Here is a 22,688-nt window from a genome sequence, read left to right on the forward strand (position 1 = left end):
ATTAATTTCATTAAAATTTTTATTAAATTTTTCTTAATACAAAATTATAGCATTGCAAATGTTTGCAATGCTATAATTCAACCTTTTTAACCGTTACTTTTCTGTCTTGATACATTCAAAAGTACTCCCATAGCTGTTAGATTCAACACCAAAGAAGAGCCTCCATAACTGATAAATGGCAGTGGAACTCCAGTTACAGGAATAGAACCAGTAACAACTGCAATGTTTATAATTGCCTGTATTGCTATAACTGCAGTTATACCTGTAGCAAGCATTGTACCAAAGGTGTCTTTTGCTTTAACAGCAGTTACTATTCCTCTCCATATAAATACTGAAAATAACATTACTATAAACGCACATCCTATAAGTCCTAATTCTTCTCCTATAACTGCAAATATAAAATCATTATGTGGCTCAGGAATATAATAACACTTTTGCCTTGATTGTCCTAGCCCTACTCCCCAAATACCTCCAGAACCTAAAGCTAAGAAAGACTGTATTAATTGATAACCTGTTTTCTGCGGGTCTATCCAAGGATTTCTATATGAAAAAAATCTTGCTCTTCTAAAAGGTACTAAAAGTATGGCCGCTACTCCAGCACATAAAACTGGTGCTACTACTGCTAAAAGATGAGAAAATTTTGCACCAGCCACAAAAAGCATTATAAAAGTTACCCCCATTATAACAGTGGCTATACTTAGGTTTTTTTCTAAGTATACAAGTCCAGCGTAAAATCCTCCAACTAAAAGATAAGGTATTACTCCACGGAAAAAAGTCTTGATTTTTTCTCCCTTTATTTCCATACTTTTAGCTATAAATAAAACTACCATATACTTGGCTATTTCTGATGGCTGAAATGTAGCTGGTCCCAGCGGTATCCATCTTCTTGCACCATTTCTTTCCGGAAACGCAAATACAACTAAAAGCAAAAGCGTAGTAATAACCATAATTATTTTTGTATGTTTTTTTAACTCATGATAATCATAGCTCATGGCAATAAACATAAATATTACTCCAAGTGTTGCCCATAATCCTTGCCTCTTTAAAAAATACATGCTGTCTTTATACTTATAAAAAGCAAAGTAAGAACTAGCACTAAAAACCATAATTACTCCTACAGCCACGAGTAACATTATCACTGAAAAAAGAAAAAAATCTACTGTTCCCATTTTGTTGGAGAATTCTTTATTTTGGAATCTTTTCTTTTGGAGCCTTCTCATAATAACCTCCTAAAAAATTACTTATAAATCCCTAAAATGATAAAAATGCAATCATACAAAGTATTACAGTTGCAATAGAAAATGCTGATACTACTTTTGTTTCATGCCATCCACATAACTCAAAGTGATGATGAAGAGGGCTCATTTTAAATATTCTCTTACCTGTTAACTTAAATGAAGCAACCTGAAGTATTACAGATAATGTTTCCATAACATATACTCCACCTACTATTATTACTAACAAAGGAAGTTTTAAAATCATAGCAACTGCAGCTAATGCTCCTCCTAAGGCAAGTGATCCAGTGTCACCCATAAATACTTGAGCCGGGAAAGCATTGTATCTTAAAAAACCAAGCAAAGCTCCTGCTACTACTGCACAAAATATTGATAAAGTATAATTTCCCATATTAAAACTTACTATAACAAAAAATGTCATAACAAGTATAGTAACAGATGTGGCAAGCCCATCTAAACCGTCTGTTAAATTTACAGCATTAGTGGTTGCTGCAAAATATATTATTATAAACGGAATGTAAAGTATTCCTAAATCTACTGCTTTACCTACAAAAGGAATTATAATAGAGGTTCCAATTTCAGCATTATTTGCTGCGTAAAATCCGAATCCAAAGGAAACCAAAAGAAGCATTATCATTTTCTGATAGGCTCTAAGTCCTAAATTATTCTTATGTATAATTTTAAGAAAATCATCTACAAATCCTATACATCCAAATGCAATAAAGGCATATAATGCAAACATTGCTTCATCGCTTGGCTTTCTTACTAGTATTATCATAGATATAACGGAAGCTATAATAAATATTATCCCCCCCATAGTTGGTGTTCCTGCTTTTTTTTGATGACTTTTGGGTCCTTCTTCTCTTATATTTTGGCCAAATTTTAGCTTATGAAGAATTGGTATAAGTATTGGTCCTCCTATAACAGAAAATATAAAAGCTACTAATACAGAATAAATTATCTTGCTGTTCATCAATAGTCAGGCTCTCTTACTTAAGAGCCCTTCACCTCCTCGAATTAATTGCTTCTTAAAGCTTCTACGATTTTCTCAAAACGCATAGCTCTAGATGCTTTCACAAGTACTACATCATCTTTTTTTAAATACTCTTTTAAAACCTTTGCCGCTTGGTCTGTATCCTGCACTTTTATAACTTCCCCAATGTCTCTTTTGTCTAGATCTTCTTTAAATCCTTCTTCATAAGCATCTTGAAATTCTCCTGCAGCTATTAAAGTATTTACTCCCTTTAACTTTGCAAATACTCCTACTTCTTTATGAGCTTCATATGCTTTATGTCCTAGTTCTTTCATAGTTCCAAGTACTACTATTTTTCTATCCCCGTTTATGTTCATAAGTACTTCTATAGCTGCTTTCATAGAATCTGGACTAGCATTATAACAATCATTAACTATTGTAAACTTTTCTTCCTTTATTATATCTAATCTCATAGAAGTGAACTTCAAATTGCTAAAACCTTCCTTTATTAGTTTAAATTCTATGCCTAACTTTCTAGCACATGCTATAGCTAGCAGTGCATTAAGTACATTATGTTTACCTGGTGCTTTAATAGAGAAATCTTCTTCTTCTCCCGTAGACTCTTCCCGAACTGTAAAGCTTATGCTTTTTTCATTTAACATTATATTATAAGCATATAAATCTTTTTTATTTTCTATTCCTGTTTTCACAACATTAAAATTATTAAACTGAATTTCTGATAAAAAATCATTATCTGCATTCACTATTAGTGTATTTTCATTATTAAAAAAGTTCGTAATTTCTAATTTGGCCTTTAATATATTTTCTCTAGTTTTCAAATTTTCTATATGTGTTATTCCAACATTAGTTATAAGAGCTATGTCGGGTTTAGCAGCCTTTGCCATATTGTGTATCTCACCTAAATTATTCATTCCCATTTCAAGTACTGCTATATCATAAGTACTATCTAATTTAAACATCATAAGTGGAAGTCCTATTTCGTTGTTAAAATTTCCTTCTGTTTTAAAAACCTTAAATTTACTACTTAATGCTGCATGAGTTAAATCCTTTGTTGAAGTTTTCCCAGTGGAACCTGTAATTCCTACAATTTTTATATTAAGCATTGTTCTGTAGTATTCTGCTAAATCTAGTAAGGCCTTTTTCGTATCATCAACCTTTATTATAGAAGTATACTCCTTTAAATCTTTCGTTTTAAAATTCAGCTCATCAACTATACATACTAAAGCTCCACTATTACTTGCTTCAATTATATAATTGTTCCCATTAAAGTTTTCTCCCTTAAGAGCTATGAATATACTCTTTTCTTCTATCTTTCTTGTATCCGTTGATATATTGTCATAATCAAAGGAATTCCCCTTTATTATTACCTTACCTCCTACAGCAGTTACTATTTCATCAAAATTCATATATTCCACTTAAAAAACTCCTTCCTTTAGTACAGTTCCTGTATTATTTCCTTTACTATTTCTCTTTCATCAAAGTGTATTGTTTTATCCTTTAGTATTTGGTAATCTTCATGACCTTTCCCCGCAATAACTACTACGTCACCTTTTCTCGCAATTTTCATAGCTTCTTTTATAGCATCGCGTCTGCTTTCTACTACTATATAATTATCCTTTTCTATTCCTGAAGCCACATCATTTATTATAGCTATCGGTTCTTCACTTCTTGGATTATCTGAAGTAATTACAGCTATATCACTTAACTCAGTGCCTAACTTACCCATTATAGGTCTTTTAGTTTTGTCTCTATCTCCTCCACAGCCAAATACACTTATAAGTCTTCCTGAAGTAAATTCTTTAGCTGTTTTTAATATATTTTCAAGACCATCGGGAGTATGTGCATAATCTATTATAACATCATATCCCAAATTATAATCTTTAGTGACTAACTCACATCTACCAGGTACCCCTGACATATTTGTAAGTCCCTTCTTGATAACTTCAATATCTATTCCTTCACATATACACACAGAAGCACTACCCAAAGCATTCATTATGTTATATTTTCCTGGTATATTTATGTCAACATGAATTTTATTATTATCATAATTCATATCGAATTCTGCTCCACGAGAATGCATAACTATATCAGAAGCCGCCACATTGGCACTCTTATCTAAAGAATAAGTTATTTTATTTGACATAACTTCCTTGTAGATTCTCTTACCATAAATATCATCAATATTTATTATAGAATTTTTACTATTTTTAAATAGCAAGAACTTTGCATTGTAATAATTTTCAAAGGTCTCATGAAAATCTAAATGATCTTGAGTTAGATTTGTAAACAAACCTTCCTGAAACTCTATTCCATAAACCCTATTTAGATAAAGTGAGTGCGATGATACCTCCATTACACAATAGTCTACACCATCATTTACCATATCATTAAATAAACTATGCATTTCTAGCGATTCTGGAGTAGTTCTATCAGCATGTAGCTTTTTATTCCCAATGTAATTAGCAATAGTTCCTAAAAGACCTACTTTATAACCTGCTGTTTCCAATATTGATTTTATCATAAATGTAGAAGTGGTTTTTCCATTGGTACCTGTAACTCCTATTATTTTAAGCTTATCTTTAGGATTCTCATAAAAATTTGATGCTGCAATTGCTAGTGCTTTTCTGCTATCTGAAACCTTTATAATAGTGCACTTTGGCATATCATCAAGAATGTCTTCACATACAATTACCTTTGCTCCATTTTCATATGCCTTATTTATAAACTTATGTCCATCAGTGCTATATCCTTTTATAGCTACAAACATATCTCCATTCTTTACTTTTCTTGAGTCATAGTTTATATTGTTGACGTCTAAATTATCATCACCATTTAATAATTTATAATCTAATCCTTCTAATAATTTTCTTAAAAGCATTTTAAACACTCCTTTACAGTATAACAGTGAACGGCAAGCCGTTCACTGTAATTAATCTCCTACTTCTTCCAATCTCACAAAAACCGTAGTTCCCTTATATACTTCTTTACCTTGCTCTACACTTTGGTCATATATAAGTCCATATCCTTCATACTGAACTTTAAGTCCTAAGCTATTTAAAAGTTCTGATGCTCTTTCAATGCTATACCCAGTTATGCTTGGAACTACTACCACCTTATTATTATAATTTGAAGAATTTCCTGTGTAAAGAAGAATCTTACTTCCTTCTTTCACAGTATATCCAGGTTTTGGATTAATATCCGTGATATACTCTCCATTTTGTTCCATTTGATAGTCTAAATTATACTCTTTTAGTACCTTTAATGCATCAGTTTTTTTCATACCTCTTATTTCAGGAATTACTACATCCTTTTTAAGACTTTCTGCAACTTCATCTGAAGTTGCATCAGATTTAAATGCTAAATAATTAAATATATCATTAAATACTTGTTGAGCTACTGGAGCTGTAATTTGTCCTGCATAATAGTTAGATGGGTCTGGTTCATCAATAGATACAAATAAAGTTATTTGAGGTTTATCTGCTGGTGCCATACCTCCAAATGAAGATATATATTTGCCCTGACCATATACCCCATTTATAACCTTTTGTGCGGTACCAGTTTTCCCACCTATATGATATCCTTCAATAAAAGCTTTCTTTCCTCCACCTTCAGATACTACCTTTTCTAAGTACCCCCTCAAAATAGCCGCCTTATTGCTGTCAAAAACTTGTCTTTCATTAAAATTACTATATTCTTCATCCGCTACTTCTTTTCCAGTCTGTTCATCATAATGAACTACTTTCTTGAGTACATGCGGTGTAATAAGCTTTCCACCATTAGCTATTGCATTAAAAGCAGTTAAATATTGAATTGGAGACATTGTATTTGCCTGTCCAAAAGAAATTGTAGCTAAATCTATATCTGCCATATTTTCAGCTTTTTTAATTATGCCACTTGCTTCTCCTGATAAATCTATACCAGTTTTTGCACCCAAACCAAATTTCTTAATATATTCATATAACTTTTCTTTGCCTATTTTTTTACCTACTTCTGCAAACCCAACATTACAAGAGTTTTTAAGTATTCCTGTAAAATCTTGTGTTCCATGCCCAGATGTTTTCCAGCAATGAATTGTCCTACCCCCTATTGTTACAGAACCATTACAAACAAATTTATCACTATCGCTCACTGCATTTTCTTCTAGTGCTGCCGCTGCAGTAATAACTTTAAAAATGGAACCTGGTTCATAGGCATCATTTACTGCTCTGTTTCTCCAAGAGGTTTGAAGCTCTTCATAAGTTTCCCCCTCTATCCAAGGATTATTAGGATTGTAATCCGGCTTATTAACCATTGCTAATATTTCTCCATTATTAGGATCCATTGCAATTATTGTAACAGCTTTAGCTTTATTATCACTTAAAGCCTGATCCGCAGCTTTCTCAGCAAAATGCTGTATCATTTCATCTATAGTTAAAACTAAATCTTTTCCATCTTTAGGTTTGCTAAATTCAGAAATAACATATGGTAGTTCTCTAGATCTTGTACTATCCATTTCTGCTATTCTTTTTCCAGGCTCTCCTGAAAGTATCTTATTGTAACTAAGCTCTACTCCAGTCAGACCATTTCCATCAGAATTAGTGTGTCCTAATACATGAGCTAAGAAATTATTATTAGGATAATACCTTTTTGTATCTGCAGAAACTATTAAGCCGTTTATTTTTAAGTCTCTAACTTTATCTGCCATAGGTTTCTCTATTCTTCTTTTTAATGTAGCAGAACCATAAGGAAGGCCACTTGGAAATTTTTTATTTATAATTTTTACTATTTCATCTGTTTTCATTTCAAGTATTTGAGATAACTTAGCTGCTACATCATCTGGAGTTAAATTCAAATCCTCCATGGTATGTCTTAATGTATTTAAGTCTAAATCCACTCTATACACATTAGCACTTACTGCAAGCTCATTCCCGTTTCTATCCAATATTCTTCCCCTTTTAGCAGAAATCTGTACTTCACTGGTCCATTGGTCTACTGCCATCTTTTCATACTTTGGGGATTTATATATCATAATAAAACTTAACCTCCCTATAAGGCAGGTAAACAAAAATATAAGGACTAGCAGTATAATAAACATTCGTTTCTTAATTATAACTCTATCCCTATATACTTTTTTATCCAAAACATATACCTCCGTTAAAATAACTTGCTAAAGAAATTTTTTATGAATCCTTCATCTTTTTGTGTGTCTAATTGTTTTTGTGAAGCCTTAACCATCTCGTTTTTCAAGTTGCAGTACATTATATTTGATTTAGTAGGACTTACCATATTAAGCTTTTTAGTAGCCACATCCTCTATATACTGCAAATTATTAAACTTTACAAGTTCTACTCTTAAATTTTCATTTTCCTTATTTATAGTATTAATTTCTAAACCAATGGCGTTTAATTCTCTTTGCATTCCGTATATCATACTATAACGTCCTATAAGTGTAACTCCAATTATAAAAGTAACCCCTATATTTCTAAGTGCCTTTAATTTCCCACTTGAAATTTTTTTATCTTTTTTTGTCCCCTTTTTATTATTATTTTCTTTGTGCCCCTCATTTTGTGATATTTCAGGTTCTGGTGCTAGCACCGTATTACCATTTATATAGCTCTCGTATGCCTTCTTCTCCGTTATTATCACTTTATTCACTCCCCTTTTTAATTAGAACAAGTAACTTTATTTTTTTTCTGCCACCCTAAGCTTAGCGCTTCTACTTCTTGGATTCTCTTCAACTTCTTCCTTTGATGGTTCAATTGGTTTTCTAGATATAACCTTTACCATAGATTCTTTTCCACATACACATATAGGAAAGTCCTTTGGACAATCACAAGGACTTTCTAATTCCCTAAACTTATTTTTAACTATTCTATCTTCTAAAGAGTGAAAGGTTATTATGGACATTCTTCCTCCACTTTTTAGTTTGCTTACTCCGTCTTCTATCGCCTTGTTTAAAATTCTAAGTTCTCCATTCACTTCTATTCTTATGGCTTGAAAAGTTCTTTTTGATGGATGAGGCCCCTCTCTTCTAAACTTAGCCGGTATCGCCCTTTTTATTACTTCTGTAAGCTCTCCTGTAGTTTCTATAGGTTTTTCACTTCTTTGTTCTACAATAAATTGAGCTATTCTCTTCGCAAAATTTTCCTCTCCATATTCTCTTATAACTTTATATAATTCTTCAAAAGAATACTCATTAACCACATTATACGCAGAAAATTCTATTCTTCTATCCATTCTCATATCTAATGGGGCATCATTCATATAACTGAACCCTCTGTCTTTTTCATCTAATTGATAAGAAGAAACGCCTAAATCTGCAATTATGCCATCTACCTTGTCTATACCTAGGTTTTCTAAAATATTTTCTATATTATAAAAATTATCGTGTACAAAAGTTACATTTTTATAGTTCTTTAATTTTTCTTTTGCAGCACTTAGAGCATCTTCATCTTGATCTATTCCTATAAGTCTTCCTTTATCAGAAAGTCTTTTTATTATCTCACTTGAATGTCCTGCTCCGCCCAAGGTACAATCTACGTATATTCCATCTTCCTTTATATTCAAACTATCAATTGTTTCATTTAATAATACAGATACATGTTTAAATTCCATACTGTTACCACCTTTATATTTTAAATTCCTAGCTCACTCATTTTTTCCGCTATTGCTTCGTAATCTACATTGGATTCATTGTATTCTTCCCAATTTTCCTTACTCCATATTTCTATTCTATTAGATACTCCTATACTTACTATTTCCTTTTTTATATGGGCATATTCCAATAAGTTTTGAGGTATTAACGCTCTTCCCTGCTTGTCCATATCTATTTCATTAGCACCTGAAAAGAAAAACCTTACAAAGGCTCTCGCATCTTTGCTAGTTAAAGGGAGCTTTTTTAGTTTTATTTCTAGTTCCTTCCAATCTTCTAGTGTATAAATATATAAACATCCATCCAATCCCTTTGTTAATATGAACTTTTCCCCTAGATTTTCTCTAAACTTTGCAGGGACTATCATTCTATTTTTAGGATCTATAGCATGGATATACTCCCCTATAAACATTTTTACACCTCAATTAACTATTTCACTCCACATTAAACCACTTTATACCACTTCTCTTTATTATTCTATAATAAACCAAAAAATCCTTCTTTAAAAGAAGTTTTTAGTAAAAAATTTAAAAATATTAAAGTCAGTGATTTCAGTCCACTTTAAAACCCTTTTTATTGTAACTATAACACTCTAATGGAAAGCAGCACATTCATTAATAATTAAGATAACCTTTTCAAGAACTAGGATGATATATCAAATAACAATTTTATATTACCTAGCTCTTGAAATCTTCAAATTAAATTTAAAACTTTATCTCTTATCATTAAGCTTTTTATCCATATTCTCCATTGCTTTTTTTACTTCATCTTCACTTAAATCTGTAGTTGAAAGTATCTCAGTTATTCCAATATTAGATTCCACCATATTTTTAGCTCTCTCTATAGCCTCTTCGTGTTCCCCTTTTCTTCTGTTCATATAATCACTCCCTTTTTTATTTAAGAATATATTTATTTTGTCACTTTTTATAAGAATTTATTTAAAAGTAGACAAAAAATAAAACCCAGCTACCATTTATATAGCTAGGTTTAAAAAACACACTAAAAGAAATTTCGCAAAAACGAAATTCCCTCCTTCAGCAGTGTGGATGAAAACATTTTTAATGTTAAATTTAATATGGGTTCTGCATTGTAAAAAGCATTGAACAAGCAATTAGAAGCTCTTTATCTCTCAATTTAAAACACCGTAAAGAACTTTCTACTGTCTGAGCTACAGCGAGTTTAGAAAGTTTAGGCGATTTAAATCGAGAGATATTAGAGATTCTTTGCGCAGTGAACGCTTTCTTAAATGCAGAACCCATACGGAAGATTTAACATTAAAAATGCCGTAATATTTCTATAGTTGTTTTTCAACTGCTTTTATAAGTTCTTGTATCAAATACTCAGCGTCTTCTAATGAAAGAGTAGAATATACTGGAAGACTTATCTCATTTTTATATTGATTATATGCATTTGGATAATCTTCTATTTTATATCCTAAATTTTTAAATAATGTAAACATTGGTAAAGGTATAAAATGAACATTAGTTGCAATATCCTTTTCTGCGAGTTCTTGAATAACTGCATTTCTTTTCTCTTCTTCAAATGCTTTTATTCTAAGCGGATATAAATGATAAGAAGTTTCTTTTATATCATCTTTTGAAAATGGTATTATAGCCCACTGTTTATCCTTTAATGCATTTGTATATACTTCAAATATACTTCTTCTTATATTAAGCATTTCTTCATATCGTTTCATTTGTACTAGACCCAATGCAGCTTGAATATCTGTCATGTTACATTTAAGTCCATCAGTTATTATATCATACTTCCATGCTCCAGCCTTCATCTTGGATAATGCATCTTTTGATTGACCGTTTAGTGATGTATACTTAAGCACCTTTAACAAATCTTCTTTTCCATGAAAATTGTTATCGTTATATGTTATTGCTCCACCTTCTGCAGTAGTCAAATTCTTCACTGCATGAAAAGAAAATACATGAAAATCAAATTGTCCTCCTACCTTTTTCCCTTTGTAAGAAGCTCCATAGGAATGTGCAGAATCAGAAATTAAAATTATATCTTCTCTTCCTTTTCTCTTAAGCACTTCTCTTATCTTATCATAATCTACAGGAACTCCTGCAAAGTCTACTGTCATAATTGCCTTTGTTTTAGGGGTTATAGCCTTTTCAACCCCTTCTATATCTATAAGAAAGCTTTCCTTTTCTAGATCTACAAAAGTGGGCTTTATTCCTCTATGAAGTATTACATTAGCTGTGGAAGTATAGGTATATGGAGTGGTAATAACTTCATCGCCTTCTTTTATATCATAAACTTTTAAAATAAGTTCCATTCCTGCAGTTGCACTAGCTACTGCTACAGCATTATTTGTATTTGTATATTTCGCCATAACTTTTTCAAACTCCATAACTCTAGGGCCTGAAGTTATCCATCCAGATTCTAATGCTTTAACCACTTCTTCTATTTCTTCGCGAGTTACATCTGGTGGTGAAAAAGGTATCTTTTTATTTGTCATTTAAAACACTCTCCTTAAAATCATATTTATATTATAAAAAATTATTTTTCACACATAAAAAAACCTGTATCCTTTGTTATATATATATATCCTTTATCAGTAATTTTATCTTTTAATAAAACTTTTAAGTCATTCATTTTTTTATGGTCAAAGCTCTCTTGTATCGTTCCTGGCATAGAAAGTATATAGTTTATAAGAGCTTCTATATCTGTAAGTTTTAAGCTATCCTCATATCTTTTCAAGATAATATGATTAAAATAGCCTTTCAGTATATCTTCCCCATTTTCCAGCTGAAACTTTTTAGTTAAATTAAATGACTCTATATTTAAAAGTTTTTCATCTATATTCCCAACTAATTGCCTCATTTCTTTCATATGACCTTTTCCTACAGTAGATGCATAAAATACCCCATCAGGTTTTAAAATTCTTTTTATTTCACTTAATGCCTTATCTAAATTTTCAGCATGGTATAGCATATGATTTGCTATAATTATATCAAAAGAATTATCATCAAAAGGTATTTCTTCTATATTTACAACTCTAAAGCTAAATTTCATTTTAGCTTTTTCTAAGTTTTTCATAGCATCCATTAACATTCCTTCAGAAAAATCTGTTAATGTTATTTCTAAGCCTTCTGGAATCTTATCTAAATTCTTTGTCCAAAAAGTTGCATCCCCACAGCCTAACTCAAGAACCTTTTTCTTATTATTAAAATTTAAGAATTTAAAATACCACTCCATCCAACCTTCTTTATTAGTACTATATAATTGATGAATTTTTATTCTTTCTCTTAAATTAGAAGCATTATAGTACTGTTCCATCCATTTATTATCTATATTTATTATGCTTATTATATCTATAAACTTATCCCAATCTAATCCTTCATTTTTATTTACCATTTCAATCGTTTCATCTATGGATCTTATTACATGATTAAGATGATGTATTTTTTGTTCCATTATGCTTTTTTGAATTTCCAGTGATTTTTTAAAATTTTCGTCGCTTATATCCTTTTCTATGATATATTTTATATCTTCTAACGAAAGTCCTATAAACTTCAATGTAAGTATATTTTGGAGTTTACCAAAATCCCTTTTATTATAAAGTCTATATCCAGCCTTATTATACTCACAGGGTTTTAAAAGTCCTATTTTATCATAATATCTTAAAGTTCTTATAGTTATTCCGGCAGCTTTTGCAAATTCACCTACTGTAAATAACTTTTCTTTTTTCATATTATTCCCCCTATATGTATATAGTAAACCATTACGTTAGGTAAGGGTCAAGATTTTTTTATAAATAAACAAAAAAATTCTGCTGAATGCAGAATTTTTCTCTAAATTTATATTTTTTTGTAATAACAATTAGTAATCTATAATTTGGATTAAACATTAAATCTAAATTGAACTATATCTCCATCTTTCATAACATATTCTTTTCCTTCTAATCTATAATATCCCTTTTCTTTTGCAGCTGCTTCGGAACCACATTCCACAAGCTTATCATAGGCTATTACTTCTGCTCTAATAAATCCTTTTTCTATATCAGAGTGAATTTTACCAGCAGCTTCTGGTGCTTTAGTTCCTATTTTTATGGTCCATGCTCTTACTTCCTGCTGTCCTGCAGTTAAATAACTCATAAGTCCTAGAAGTTTATATCCTGCATGGATAAGCTTATCAAGACCTGGCTCTTCAATACCATATTCTTCAAGCATTTCCTTCTTTTCTTCTTCATCTAAAGAAGAAAGTTCTTCTTCTATTTTCCCGCTTATAACAACAACTTCTGAGTCCTCAGTAGCTGCGTACTCCTTAACCTTTTTTACATAATCATTATCTAAATTCCCTGACATTAAATCATCTTCGGATATATTTGCTGCATATAATACTGGCTTAGATGTTAAAAGGAATAATCCTCTTACAAATTCAGCATCTTCATCATTTAGTTCCATAGTTCTTACAGGCTTTCCTGATTCTAAGTGAACTTTTATTTGCTCCATAAGTTCTTGTTCATGCTTTGCCTTCTTATCTCCGCTTTTTGCTAGTTTATTATTCTTTTCCATTCTTCTATCTAAAACTTCCATATCCGAAAATACTAGTTCTAAGCTTATAGTTTCTATATCTCTTATAGGGTCCACACTGCCTTCAACATGAACTACGTTAGGGTCGTCAAAGCATCTTACCACATGAAGTATAGCTTCAACTTCTCTTATATGTGATAAGAACTTATTTCCTAATCCTTCACCTTTACTTGCACCCTTTACAAGACCTGCTATATCATAAAACTCTACACTTGCATATACCTTCTTTTTAGATTTATATATTTCTTCCAATACATTTAATCTCTTATCTGGAACAGTTACAACTCCTACATTTGGTTCAATAGTGCAAAATGGATAGTTTGCAGCTTCCGCTCCTGCATTAGTTATAGCATTAAATAAGGTACTTTTACCTACGTTTGGTAAACCTACAATTCCTAATTTCATATATGTACACATTCCCTTCCTAACTTTATGTATAATTCCTTATAAATTATAATATACCAAAGTTAGTAATGCAAATAATTTAAAATAAAAAAACTTAAGAGATATTTTACCCCTTAAGTTCTTTTATTTATTTATTTACTTATTTATTCTATCTCATTTTTTTCAATAACTTCCTCTTTCACCTTTGCCTTAGAAGATGATTTTTTCTTTTTAGGAGTAACAGTAGGGACTGAAGTGTATTTAAGCATTTCATTTTCCATGACTTTTAACACCCCTTTAAAATCAACCCCATCTTCTCCCATAAGCAAGTTTACTGCATCTTCAATAGTATCCATAGTATATATTGAAAAACTTCCCTTTGCTATGGCCTGCTCTACTTCTGGACTTAATACTATATTATCTATATTGGTTGCAGGTATCAAGACTCCTTTTCCTTTTACTGTATCTATCTTTTTGCAAACTTTAAAGAATCCCTCTATTTTTTCATTTACTCCTCCTATAGGCTGTACTTCTCCAAACTGATTTAAAGAACCTGTTACAGCTATATTGTTTTTTATACCTATTTTACTTAAAGAAGATAACATTACAACCACCTCTGCAACTGATGCACTATCTCCATCAACTTTTCCATATATTTGCTCAAAGGTCAAATGAAAATCTACTGGAAGTTTTCTATATCCTCCCATTAAAGTATTCATATACCCCCTTAATATATTTATTGCTTTACTGTGTATTTTTCCGCTCAAATCGCTATCCTTTTGAACATCTATTATATTGCCATCTCCCTTATAGCAGCAGCAGGTTATTTTTACAGGCTTTCCAAAGCTAACGTATCCTGTGTCTAAAACTGTAAGACCATTTATTTGTCCAACAGCTTTATCACACACATTTATAAATATTTTCTTTTCCTCAAAGTACTCCTGAAATTCCTTTTCTATACTTTCTTCCTTATAGGCTATACTTACTATATCCTTAGCCTTTATTTTATTTCTGCCTTCATTTACAACTTTATTATTTGCAAGCATTAGAATCTTATCTATTTGCCAATCGTTAAATACCATCTTTCTTTTACTCTCTGCCACCCTTGAAAGATATTTTTCTACTTCCAGCACAGCACCTTTCTCAAGGGGCATTAAATTATTCTCTTTTGTTATCTTATTTATAATTCTAAGTAATGCACTATGATTGTTGTCATTTATTTTTACTAAAGGATTAAATTCTGCCTTTATTTTAAATATTTTCTTAAAATCCTCATCATAGCTATAAAGCACATCGTAGCTTTGATAATCTCCAATCAATATAACTTTTTCTTTTATTTTGATGGGTTCCGGATGTAATCCACTTAAAGAAAGAAGTTCTAAATATCCCCTGTTATAATCCATATCAACTTTTTCATTCATAAGAGACTTTTTCAAATAATAGTAGGATGATGGATTTGCAAGTAGATTATTTATTCTAATTATAAGACATCCGCCATTTGCCTTTAACATAGACCCTGCTTTAATTAAACTTACATCTGTTACATAAGTTCCATTTTTATTCTCATATTCTATGCTTCCTAAAAGATTTGAGAGACTTGGATCTTCTTCATATATACATCTAGGTTTTTTGTAATTTGTATTATCAACAATTACATTTACTGTATATTTATATATTATTTCACTTATGCCTTCTTCATCTTCCTCATAGCTCATTGTATAGTTATCCATAAGCTGCTTTTCTATTTCAGTACACATATTATCTAAGAAACTAAGTACTTGTTCTTCACCTTTGAATTCCTTTTTATAAGACTTTTTTATATCCTTACTACACTCAGTATAGTATTCAACTAATAATTCTTTTATATTTTCAATTCCTTCTTCTTCTTTATCTTTCATCTCATCTAATATATCTTGAGCCTTTTTCTTTAATACAGAAACCTTATTTAAAATATCATCCTTTTCAATTGACTCAAGCACATCATATTCCTTTTCACTCATAGGTTTTCCATCATCTTTTATAGGAACAAAGGTAAATCCTCCTTGATTAAATTTTATATCAAATCCATTTTCTTCTGCAATTTTTACCATCTTACTTACAAGTTCACTTCTATTCTTCTCAACTATTTCAACTAGCTTTTCCTTTTCTTTATGTTCTGATGTGTTGTAAAAATCAAATGTATTTTCCAAATAAATTTTTTGAATATCTTCTACATACTTTTTAAATACATTTCCTTTGCCATTACCTAAAAAAAATGCCTTGGGATTTTTAGTGTCTTCATATACCACGTAGCATATATCCTTTGGAGGTTCTTCTTTAAAGTTACTTTCCACAAAACTTATTATATTTTCTAATTTATCCTTAGAAAAATCATCTATAAGATAAACATTATAACCTTCCTTATTTATCTCTAAGGCAGTCTTTATTTGAGTATATACTTCATCATACTCTGGAAGATAGTATTTATTATCCATACCCATAGCAATATTTTTAAAACTAGATTTATATTTTACTTCCTCCACTGTAAGTTTTCTTAACATTATTCTCCCCCCTTTTATCCCGTTATTATAATAATATTCGTCTAATTTAGTTTTAGAAATAAATTTTATGTAAATGAGTAAAAAAAAGAAAAAGCCAGCTTTTAACTGACTTTAATTTAAGATTAAGTATTTATTATTTTGCCTTATTTATTATATCAATTGAAGCTGATGCGCCAATTCTTGTCGCGCCTGCATTTATAATAGCTACAGAATCCTCATAGGTTCTCACTCCACCTGATGCTTTAACTCCTAATTTTCCCCCTACAGCTTCTCTCATAATTTTTATATCTGAAACCGTTGCTCCTCCTGTAGAAAAGCCTGTGGACGTCTTTACAAAGTCTGCTCCTGCTTCCTTTGATAATTTACATGCCATTATTTTTTCTTCATCAGTCAAAAGACATGTTTCTATAATAACTTTAGTTAAGGCCTTCCCTTTTGCCTCTTTAACTACTGCTTCTATATCTTTCTTCACATAATCATAATCCTTATCTTTAAGTTTTCCTATATTTATAACCATATCAACTTCTAAAGCACCCTTTTCTATGGCATCTTTGGTTTCAAACGCCTTTGTAGCTGTAGTATTTGATCCTAACGGAAATCCTATTACAGTACAAACTTTCACTTCACTTCCCTTTAAAAATTTAGCTGCAAACTCTATGTTACATGGATTAATACATACAGATGCAAAGTTATATTCAAGTGCCTCTTTACATATTTCCTCTATCTTTTCTTCTTTTGTATCAGCCTTTAAAACAGTATGATCTATCATTCTTGCTAATTCATTTTTTGTCATATATATACCCCTTTCCTTTATGAATTTTTACTAGTAACTATTTATTATTTAATTATAACTAGCCTTTATTTAATTTATATATCAATAAATATTATACATCATTGTATATTATTTACCATTATTTATTAAAATATTTTAAGAGCCCGTTCGATTTTCCAGATTATGATTTCTAATTTTTAATATCTGCAAATAATAACTATACTCTATGGATAAAATATAAAAGTAGAGTTGGTATTATTAAAGTTTCTTTTAAAACTTAAAATAGTATGCTATAATATACACATAATATTATATTTTGGAATTATATTGTCATTTATTACAAATATTTTAACGCAAAGGAGTAATAAAATATGGGCTTCAGAGAAAAAATAAATAAGTACTATGCAGAAAATTATATAAAAAAATATGGTGACAGATTATCTCAAGTACAAGGTAATGTAATATCTGTAAAAGTTGAAGAAAAAACCATACTTTGGATTTTCCATAAATTAACTGTGACACTTCTTGTAAAACCTGAAAGAAGTAAAAATGTTGTTAAATGCACTTATAAGAAGAATAGATGGTTTAAACCTCTTACATTTATTCCTGTATCTCAAGGCAACTATGTTCTAGTGCAAGGACTAAAAGGTAAAAAAGGCAAGGAAAATAGAGAACAAATAGAAATAATGAATATACGAAATATGACAAATAAAAAAGACTTAATTCCTCTTGAAGGAAAAGAGCCAAAGGTTCAAAGGATTAAACAAAAGTACAGATAAAAAATCAGGGAATTTCCCTGATTTTTTTATTTACTTCAGAAAGCACATCTAACTTTCTAAAATCTTACTAGAACTATTTTCATTTCTTTTGGTAATAAATAATGATATTACTAAAGATAGTAGTGTAGGAGTGACCCAAGCAAATCCTATACTTGATAATGGAATTATATTAAGAAATTCTTTAATAAATCCTCCATTAACACCTATAGATGGCAATGTTTCAATTATACCAAATATTAATGAAGTATATATTGAAACCCTTAATACAAAATTATTTTTAGATAAACCTTTAGATAAAGTTATTAATATAAGAGTTATGGCCACAGGATATAGGATGCTTAATACAGGTACAGATATTTTAACTATTTTATCTACTCCAAAATTCCCCATAGCTATGCTAACTAAAGATATTACTATAGCATTTATTTTATATGGTAACTTTCCATTACTTATGTTATCAAAAAAGCTTGCCCCTGCTGTTATCAATCCTATAGACGTAGTAAAACAAGCGAGCCCCATGGCAATTCCAATTATTATACTTCCATATCCACCTAAGCTTCTTTTTGATATTTCTAATAACAAAGCAGTTTTAGATATATCTTTTGGGAGTATAGAACTTGTTTGTGCTCCTAAATACATTAGTCCCCCATACACTATAGCTAATCCAAATATTGCAACAAGTCCAGATTTTATAGTTATATTTATAGCTTCCTTATCTTTATAACCCTTTTGAATTACTGAAGAAGTAATTACTGTAGCAAACATCAATCCAGCTAAAGCATCCATAGTTTGATATCCCTCTATTAAGGAATTAGATAATACAGATGATATATTTGTATTTATAACAATTCCTATTGGAGATACTACGCCCTTGATTATTAATATTAAAAGTGCAATTAGTAGCGCTGGTGTTAAAAACTTTCCTATTCTATCTATTACTTTAGAAGGTCTTAAAACGAAACATAAATTTAGTGCAAAATATAAAATCATAGAAACCATAGAAGACATCCATGGAAATACAGGCTGTATAGTTAATTCATAAGTTGTAGCTGCAGTTCTGGGTATTGCAAGCATTGGTCCTATAGCTAAAAAAATAGCAACAGAACATATTATAGCAAATCTTTTACTTACCTTTCCAGCCATATCGTTAAAATTCCCATTGGTTTTAGTACAGGCTAGTATACCTAGAAACGGGAGCCCCACTCCTGTCACTACAAATCCCAATGTAGCTAAGATAAACTTACTTCCCATTAGATTTCCAAGGTAAGGAGGAAAAATTAAATTACCTGCCCCAAAAAACATAGCAAACAATGCAAGACCTATTACTAAAAAATCCTTTGTAGTTTTTTTCATAAATAAAACACCCCTTAATTTATTTATTTTTTTAAAAATGTAGAATAAAAAAAGCCCTTCGTCCTTATAATTAAAGTATTATAAGGACGAAAGACTATACTTCCGCGGTACCACCCTATTTGTGGTTATATTATAACCACATCTTTTTCAGGTCGATCGCTAATAAATAACAAATAGAAGTATAATTAATACATACTATAATGTTATCTGTGATGAACCCTAACCATATATCGCTGGTATACGTCCCCATCTACTCAAACTTTTTCAACAAGGAAGCTCTAGAGCTACTATTATATATTCACCTTAATATCAACTCTCAGCAAACGTTGATTCTCTGTAATTAAAGTATTTGAATATTTTTCTCTCTGTCATAGCTTTAAATATTCTTAATATTAATTTATTTATTACTGATTATTATATTTGGAATTTTAAAAATTGTCAATATAAAAATTATATACTCGCTAATTTATTTTAACTCTCCTATTTCTTCTTCTACTATTTCCACCAGCTTATGACTTGATACTAGCTTAAAACATTTATTTATATCTAGGTACATAATTCTATCATTTTCTAAAGTGGCAACTTCTTCTCTTATTTTATCATAAGCTGCTCTTGTTGCTGGGGCAAGTTTTTCCACCGCGCCAAAATCTATTGCTTGCGCTGAGGTCATTATCTCTATAGCAAGGACATTCATAACGTTATTTAAAATCTCTCTAGATTTTCTAGCTGAAATAGAACCCATGCTAACATGATCCTCTTGATTAGCTGAAGTAGGTATAGAATCTACACATGCTGGATGTGCTAATACTTTATTTTCAGACACTAAAGCTGCAGCAACATATTGTGGTATCATAAATCCACAATTTAATCCACCATTTTTAACTAAAAACGCTGGTAATCCACTTGATGAAGGATTTACAAGTCTATCAATTCTTCTTTCACTAACATTGGCAAGTTCAGCCACAGCAATTCCTAAAAAATCAAACGCTAATGCCATTGGTTGTCCGTGAAAATTTCCTCCTGATATAACCTGTCTATCATCTGCAAATATTAACGGATTATCTGTAGCCGAATTGATTTCTGTGCTAACTCTATCTACGACATAATCTATAGCATCTCTGCTAGCACCATGAATTTGAGGTACACATCTTAAAGTGTAAGCATCCTGTACCCTTATCTCACCTTGTCTAGAAGTGGACTTACTACCATTTAATATTTTAAGCATATTTTGTGCACATATAATTTGACCATTATGAGGTCTCACTTGCTGAACTTTTTCATCATAAGCATCTACTATTCCATTTAATGCTTCTGCTGTCATAGCTGCAGCTATATCTGCAAGCTTTGTAAGCTTTTTTGCATCATAAGCTGCTAATGCTCCAACAGCTGTTAAAACTTGAGTACCATTTATTAGTGCCAAACCTTCTTTTGAAATCAGCTCAACTTTGTCTATTTTTGCTTTATCCATGGCATCTTTACCTGATAATCGTTTCCCTTGATAAATAGCTTCTCCTTCTCCTAGCATTACTAAAACCATATGAGCTAATGGACACAAGTCACCACTAGCACCTACAGAGCCTTTTTCTGGTATTATGGGATGCACACCCTTATTTAACATTTCTATTAATGTATTTAACACACTTAATCTTATTCCAGAATAGCCCTTTGATAAAGCATTAGCTCTTAAAAGCATAACTGCCCTTACAACTTCTTCAGGATAAGGATTACCTACTCCACAAGCATCACTTACAATTAAATTCTTTTGAAGTTCTTTAGTTTGATCCTTTGATATAACAACATCACTAAATAATCCAAATCCTGTAGTAATTCCGTATATAACTTCTCCACCATCCACAAATTCATCTACTAATGCTCTCGATTTGTTTACTCTTGCAATTGCTTCCTTAGTTAATTCAACTTTATAATTTTCTCTGGCAACCTTTACAAGATCCTCTAAAGTTAAACTATTTCCATCAATATATATAATACTCATTTAAGAAATCCCCCTTTAGCTTTTAGTTAAATAAGTTTTATACACCTTCTAAGATTATCTTCTATCCTAGAAGGTGTATTTGTTATTCTTTTATGTGAACATAAGAGCTCCTATCAAACCTAATATAAAAAGTGGTATATTATAGTGTAGAAAAGTAGGAACACAGGTGTCCCAAATATGATCATGCTGCCCATCTACACTCAACCCTGCTGTTGGTCCTAGTGCAGTATCTGATGCAGGAGAGCCGGCATCTCCTAGAGCACCTGCAATAGCTATCAATAGTATGGTAGACTTTGGACTAAACCCTATAGCTATACAAAGAGGTACATATATTGCTGCAAGAATCGGAACTGTTCCAAAAGATGTCCCAATTCCCATAGTTACTAGTAATCCCAATAATAACATAACAAAGGCCGCAACAGGTTTACTTCCACCCATAGCTCCAGCGGCTGCATTTACTAAACTTTCAACACCACCAGTTTCTCTAATTACAGCTGCATAACCAGCTGCTACTAGCATAACAAATGCTATAAGTCCCATCATTTTAATACCACCACTAAGCATTTCATCCATATCACTCCATTTGATTGCTCTTGCCCCTATCATGATGGCAAGCCCTACAATTGCTCCAAGTGGCAATGATCCAAATGCTAGTTGAATACCTAATGCTGCAACTCCAGCTAATAGTGTAGCTATATGAGCTGAGGTAACCTTAACTTCTTCTTTTACTGCTGCTACCTGTTCTTCTTCTATGGATACAATCTCATAATCTCTTGGTTTTCTATAGGTAAATAAAGAAATAATAAAACCAACTAGCATGGCAAGTCCCCCAACCCAAGTAGCCTTCCATACCATATCCAGAGTTACAGGCATTCCATTGGCTACCATTTGGTCCTTTATTATTCCATGAAATATTAGTCCATAACCGATAGGCCAAGCAATGTATGGAGCTTTTAATCCAAAAGCTAAGGCACATGCCGCTCCTCTTCTATCCATTTTAAGTTTATTCATTAATGATAATAGTGGTGGTATAAGAATTGGTATAAAAGCTATATGAACGGGTATAACTGTTCCTGACAAACAAGCAACTATTGCAAATATAAATAGCAAAATAATCTTTTTCCCCTTTATCCATCCAGCAATTTTTATAGAGAGAACCTCTGCTGCTCCCGTTTTGTGTATGGCTGCTGCTAATGCTCCAAGCAAAATATAACTTAATGCCGTTTGTGAGTTTCCTCCCATACCTCCAATTAATACTTCCATAGTTTTAGAAATAGGCATGCCCGCTGCAGTTCCACCTACTAGAGCGGCAAGTATTAAAGCAATGAGAACATTTAACTTTAAAAGACATAGTATTGACATCACTAAAACTGATAGTATTACAGGATTTGTTAACATATAATTTCCCCCTTGTTTTTTAACATTTATATGAACATATATCCTTTTATTTAATC

18 protein-coding genes and 1 other annotated feature are annotated in these 22,688 nt (G+C 31.1%); of the genes, 1 reads left to right on the forward strand and 17 read right to left on the reverse strand.

Annotation, left to right across the window (positions count from 1 at the left end):
* Positions 1-86: 86 nt before the first annotated feature.
* The 14 genes from spoVE to deoC all read right to left on the reverse strand — a co-directional run bounded on the left by spoVE (position 87) and on the right by deoC (position 17,130).
* A complete protein-coding gene (gene spoVE, locus JOC70_RS04100; protein ID WP_204597606.1) occupies positions 87-1,220 on the reverse strand; it encodes a stage V sporulation protein E in 1,134 nt (377 codons plus the stop codon).
* A gap of 31 nt (positions 1,221-1,251) precedes the next feature.
* A complete protein-coding gene (mraY, locus tag JOC70_RS04105; protein ID WP_204597828.1) occupies positions 1,252-2,208 on the reverse strand; it encodes a phospho-N-acetylmuramoyl-pentapeptide-transferase in 957 nt (318 codons plus the stop codon).
* A 44-nt stretch (positions 2,209-2,252) separates the two neighbouring features.
* Entirely contained in the window at positions 2,253-3,644 is a 1,392-nt protein-coding gene (locus tag JOC70_RS04110; protein ID WP_204597607.1) for a UDP-N-acetylmuramoyl-tripeptide--D-alanyl-D-alanine ligase, read from the reverse strand.
* Between the two features lie 17 nt (positions 3,645-3,661).
* On the reverse strand, positions 3,662-5,110 hold the full coding sequence (locus JOC70_RS04115) for a UDP-N-acetylmuramoyl-L-alanyl-D-glutamate--2,6-diaminopimelate ligase (RefSeq protein ID WP_204597608.1): 1,449 nt from the start codon (positions 5,108-5,110) through the stop codon (positions 3,662-3,664).
* Between the two features lie 51 nt (positions 5,111-5,161).
* The gene (locus tag JOC70_RS04120) at positions 5,162-7,351 is read right to left on the reverse strand and encodes a stage V sporulation protein D (protein ID WP_423880663.1); all 2,190 of its coding nucleotides are present in this window, start codon (positions 7,349-7,351) and stop codon (positions 5,162-5,164) included.
* A 14-nt stretch (positions 7,352-7,365) separates the two neighbouring features.
* Positions 7,366-7,857: a septum formation initiator family protein gene (locus JOC70_RS19485; RefSeq protein WP_204597609.1), complete on the reverse strand. Its 492-nt coding sequence runs from the start codon at positions 7,855-7,857 to the stop codon at positions 7,366-7,368.
* Positions 7,858-7,893: 36 nt separating this feature from the next.
* Positions 7,894-8,826 carry a 16S rRNA (cytosine(1402)-N(4))-methyltransferase RsmH gene (gene rsmH, locus JOC70_RS04130; protein WP_204597610.1) on the reverse strand — a complete coding sequence of 311 codons (933 nt, stop codon included), beginning with the start codon at positions 8,824-8,826 and terminating at the stop codon, positions 7,894-7,896.
* A 20-nt stretch (positions 8,827-8,846) separates the two neighbouring features.
* The gene (gene mraZ, locus JOC70_RS04135) at positions 8,847-9,275 is read right to left on the reverse strand and encodes a division/cell wall cluster transcriptional repressor MraZ (RefSeq protein ID WP_204597611.1); all 429 of its coding nucleotides are present in this window, start codon (positions 9,273-9,275) and stop codon (positions 8,847-8,849) included.
* Between the two features lie 300 nt (positions 9,276-9,575).
* Positions 9,576-9,740, reverse strand: coding sequence for a hypothetical protein (locus tag JOC70_RS04140; protein ID WP_204597612.1), 165 nt, complete (start codon positions 9,738-9,740; stop codon positions 9,576-9,578).
* Positions 9,741-10,157: 417 nt separating this feature from the next.
* Positions 10,158-11,336, reverse strand: coding sequence for a DegT/DnrJ/EryC1/StrS family aminotransferase (locus JOC70_RS04145; protein WP_204597613.1), 1,179 nt, complete (start codon positions 11,334-11,336; stop codon positions 10,158-10,160).
* 41 nt (positions 11,337-11,377) lie between these two features.
* Entirely contained in the window at positions 11,378-12,571 is a 1,194-nt protein-coding gene (locus JOC70_RS04150) for a MerR family transcriptional regulator (RefSeq protein WP_204597614.1), read from the reverse strand.
* Between the two features lie 149 nt (positions 12,572-12,720).
* Positions 12,721-13,818 (reverse strand): redox-regulated ATPase YchF, encoded by a 1,098-nt coding sequence (gene ychF, locus JOC70_RS04155; RefSeq protein ID WP_204597615.1) that lies wholly within the window; start codon positions 13,816-13,818, stop codon positions 12,721-12,723.
* A gap of 143 nt (positions 13,819-13,961) precedes the next feature.
* A complete protein-coding gene (locus JOC70_RS04160) occupies positions 13,962-16,337 on the reverse strand; it encodes an AAA family ATPase (protein WP_204597616.1) in 2,376 nt (791 codons plus the stop codon).
* A gap of 133 nt (positions 16,338-16,470) precedes the next feature.
* A complete protein-coding gene (gene deoC / locus JOC70_RS04165) occupies positions 16,471-17,130 on the reverse strand; it encodes a deoxyribose-phosphate aldolase (RefSeq protein WP_204597617.1) in 660 nt (219 codons plus the stop codon).
* Between the two features lie 350 nt (positions 17,131-17,480).
* Between deoC and JOC70_RS04170 the strand changes: the two genes are divergently transcribed.
* The gene (locus JOC70_RS04170) at positions 17,481-17,888 is read left to right on the forward strand and encodes a hypothetical protein (RefSeq protein WP_204597618.1); all 408 of its coding nucleotides are present in this window, start codon (positions 17,481-17,483) and stop codon (positions 17,886-17,888) included.
* Between the two features lie 48 nt (positions 17,889-17,936).
* On the opposite strand, the gene brnQ is transcribed toward JOC70_RS04170, so the two are convergent.
* From brnQ to JOC70_RS04185, 3 genes are all read right to left on the reverse strand, one after another.
* Complete coding sequence (brnQ, locus tag JOC70_RS04175) at positions 17,937-19,241, reverse strand: branched-chain amino acid transport system II carrier protein (protein WP_204597619.1); 1,305 nt, start codon at positions 19,239-19,241, stop codon at positions 17,937-17,939.
* Between the two features lie 79 nt (positions 19,242-19,320).
* Positions 19,321-19,622 (reverse strand) — a binding site (T-box leader).
* 85 nt (positions 19,623-19,707) lie between these two features.
* On the reverse strand, positions 19,708-21,234 hold the full coding sequence (gene hutH / locus JOC70_RS04180) for a histidine ammonia-lyase (RefSeq protein ID WP_204597620.1): 1,527 nt from the start codon (positions 21,232-21,234) through the stop codon (positions 19,708-19,710).
* A 90-nt stretch (positions 21,235-21,324) separates the two neighbouring features.
* On the reverse strand, positions 21,325-22,632 hold the full coding sequence (locus JOC70_RS04185; RefSeq protein WP_204597621.1) for a Na+/H+ antiporter family protein: 1,308 nt from the start codon (positions 22,630-22,632) through the stop codon (positions 21,325-21,327).
* Between the last annotated feature and the right edge of the window lie 56 nt (positions 22,633-22,688).

Origin of the sequence: Clostridium pascui (assembly GCF_016908015.1) — a bacterium.
In the GTDB taxonomy this organism is placed as follows: Bacteria; Bacillota; Clostridia; order Clostridiales; family Clostridiaceae; genus Clostridium_AK; species Clostridium_AK pascui.

Excerpts from the sequence above, each read along its gene's own strand:
- JOC70_RS04150 (WP_204597614.1), bottom strand. The coding sequence starts at position 12,571 with ATGAAAAAAGAAAAGTTATTTACAGTAGGTGAATTTGCAAAAGCTGCC.
- JOC70_RS04170 (WP_204597618.1), top strand. The coding sequence starts at position 17,481 with ATGGGCTTCAGAGAAAAAATAAATAAGTACTATGCAGAAAATTATATA.
- JOC70_RS04145 (WP_204597613.1), bottom strand. The coding sequence starts at position 11,336 with ATGACAAATAAAAAGATACCTTTTTCACCACCAGATGTAACTCGCGAA.
- hutH (WP_204597620.1), bottom strand. The coding sequence starts at position 21,234 with ATGAGTATTATATATATTGATGGAAATAGTTTAACTTTAGAGGATCTT.
- mraY (WP_204597828.1), bottom strand. The coding sequence starts at position 2,208 with ATGAACAGCAAGATAATTTATTCTGTATTAGTAGCTTTTATATTTTCT.
- spoVE (WP_204597606.1), bottom strand. The coding sequence starts at position 1,220 with ATGAGAAGGCTCCAAAAGAAAAGATTCCAAAATAAAGAATTCTCCAAC.
- deoC (WP_204597617.1), bottom strand. The coding sequence starts at position 17,130 with ATGACAAAAAATGAATTAGCAAGAATGATAGATCATACTGTTTTAAAG.
- brnQ (WP_204597619.1), bottom strand. The coding sequence starts at position 19,241 with ATGAAAAAAACTACAAAGGATTTTTTAGTAATAGGTCTTGCATTGTTT.
- JOC70_RS04115 (WP_204597608.1), bottom strand. The coding sequence starts at position 5,110 with ATGCTTTTAAGAAAATTATTAGAAGGATTAGATTATAAATTATTAAAT.
- JOC70_RS04160 (WP_204597616.1), bottom strand. The coding sequence starts at position 16,337 with ATGTTAAGAAAACTTACAGTGGAGGAAGTAAAATATAAATCTAGTTTT.
- rsmH (WP_204597610.1), bottom strand. The coding sequence starts at position 8,826 with ATGGAATTTAAACATGTATCTGTATTATTAAATGAAACAATTGATAGT.
- JOC70_RS04140 (WP_204597612.1), bottom strand. The coding sequence starts at position 9,740 with ATGAACAGAAGAAAAGGGGAACACGAAGAGGCTATAGAGAGAGCTAAA.
- mraZ (WP_204597611.1), bottom strand. The coding sequence starts at position 9,275 with ATGTTTATAGGGGAGTATATCCATGCTATAGATCCTAAAAATAGAATG.
- ychF (WP_204597615.1), bottom strand. The coding sequence starts at position 13,818 with ATGAAATTAGGAATTGTAGGTTTACCAAACGTAGGTAAAAGTACCTTA.
- JOC70_RS04185 (WP_204597621.1), bottom strand. The coding sequence starts at position 22,632 with ATGTTAACAAATCCTGTAATACTATCAGTTTTAGTGATGTCAATACTA.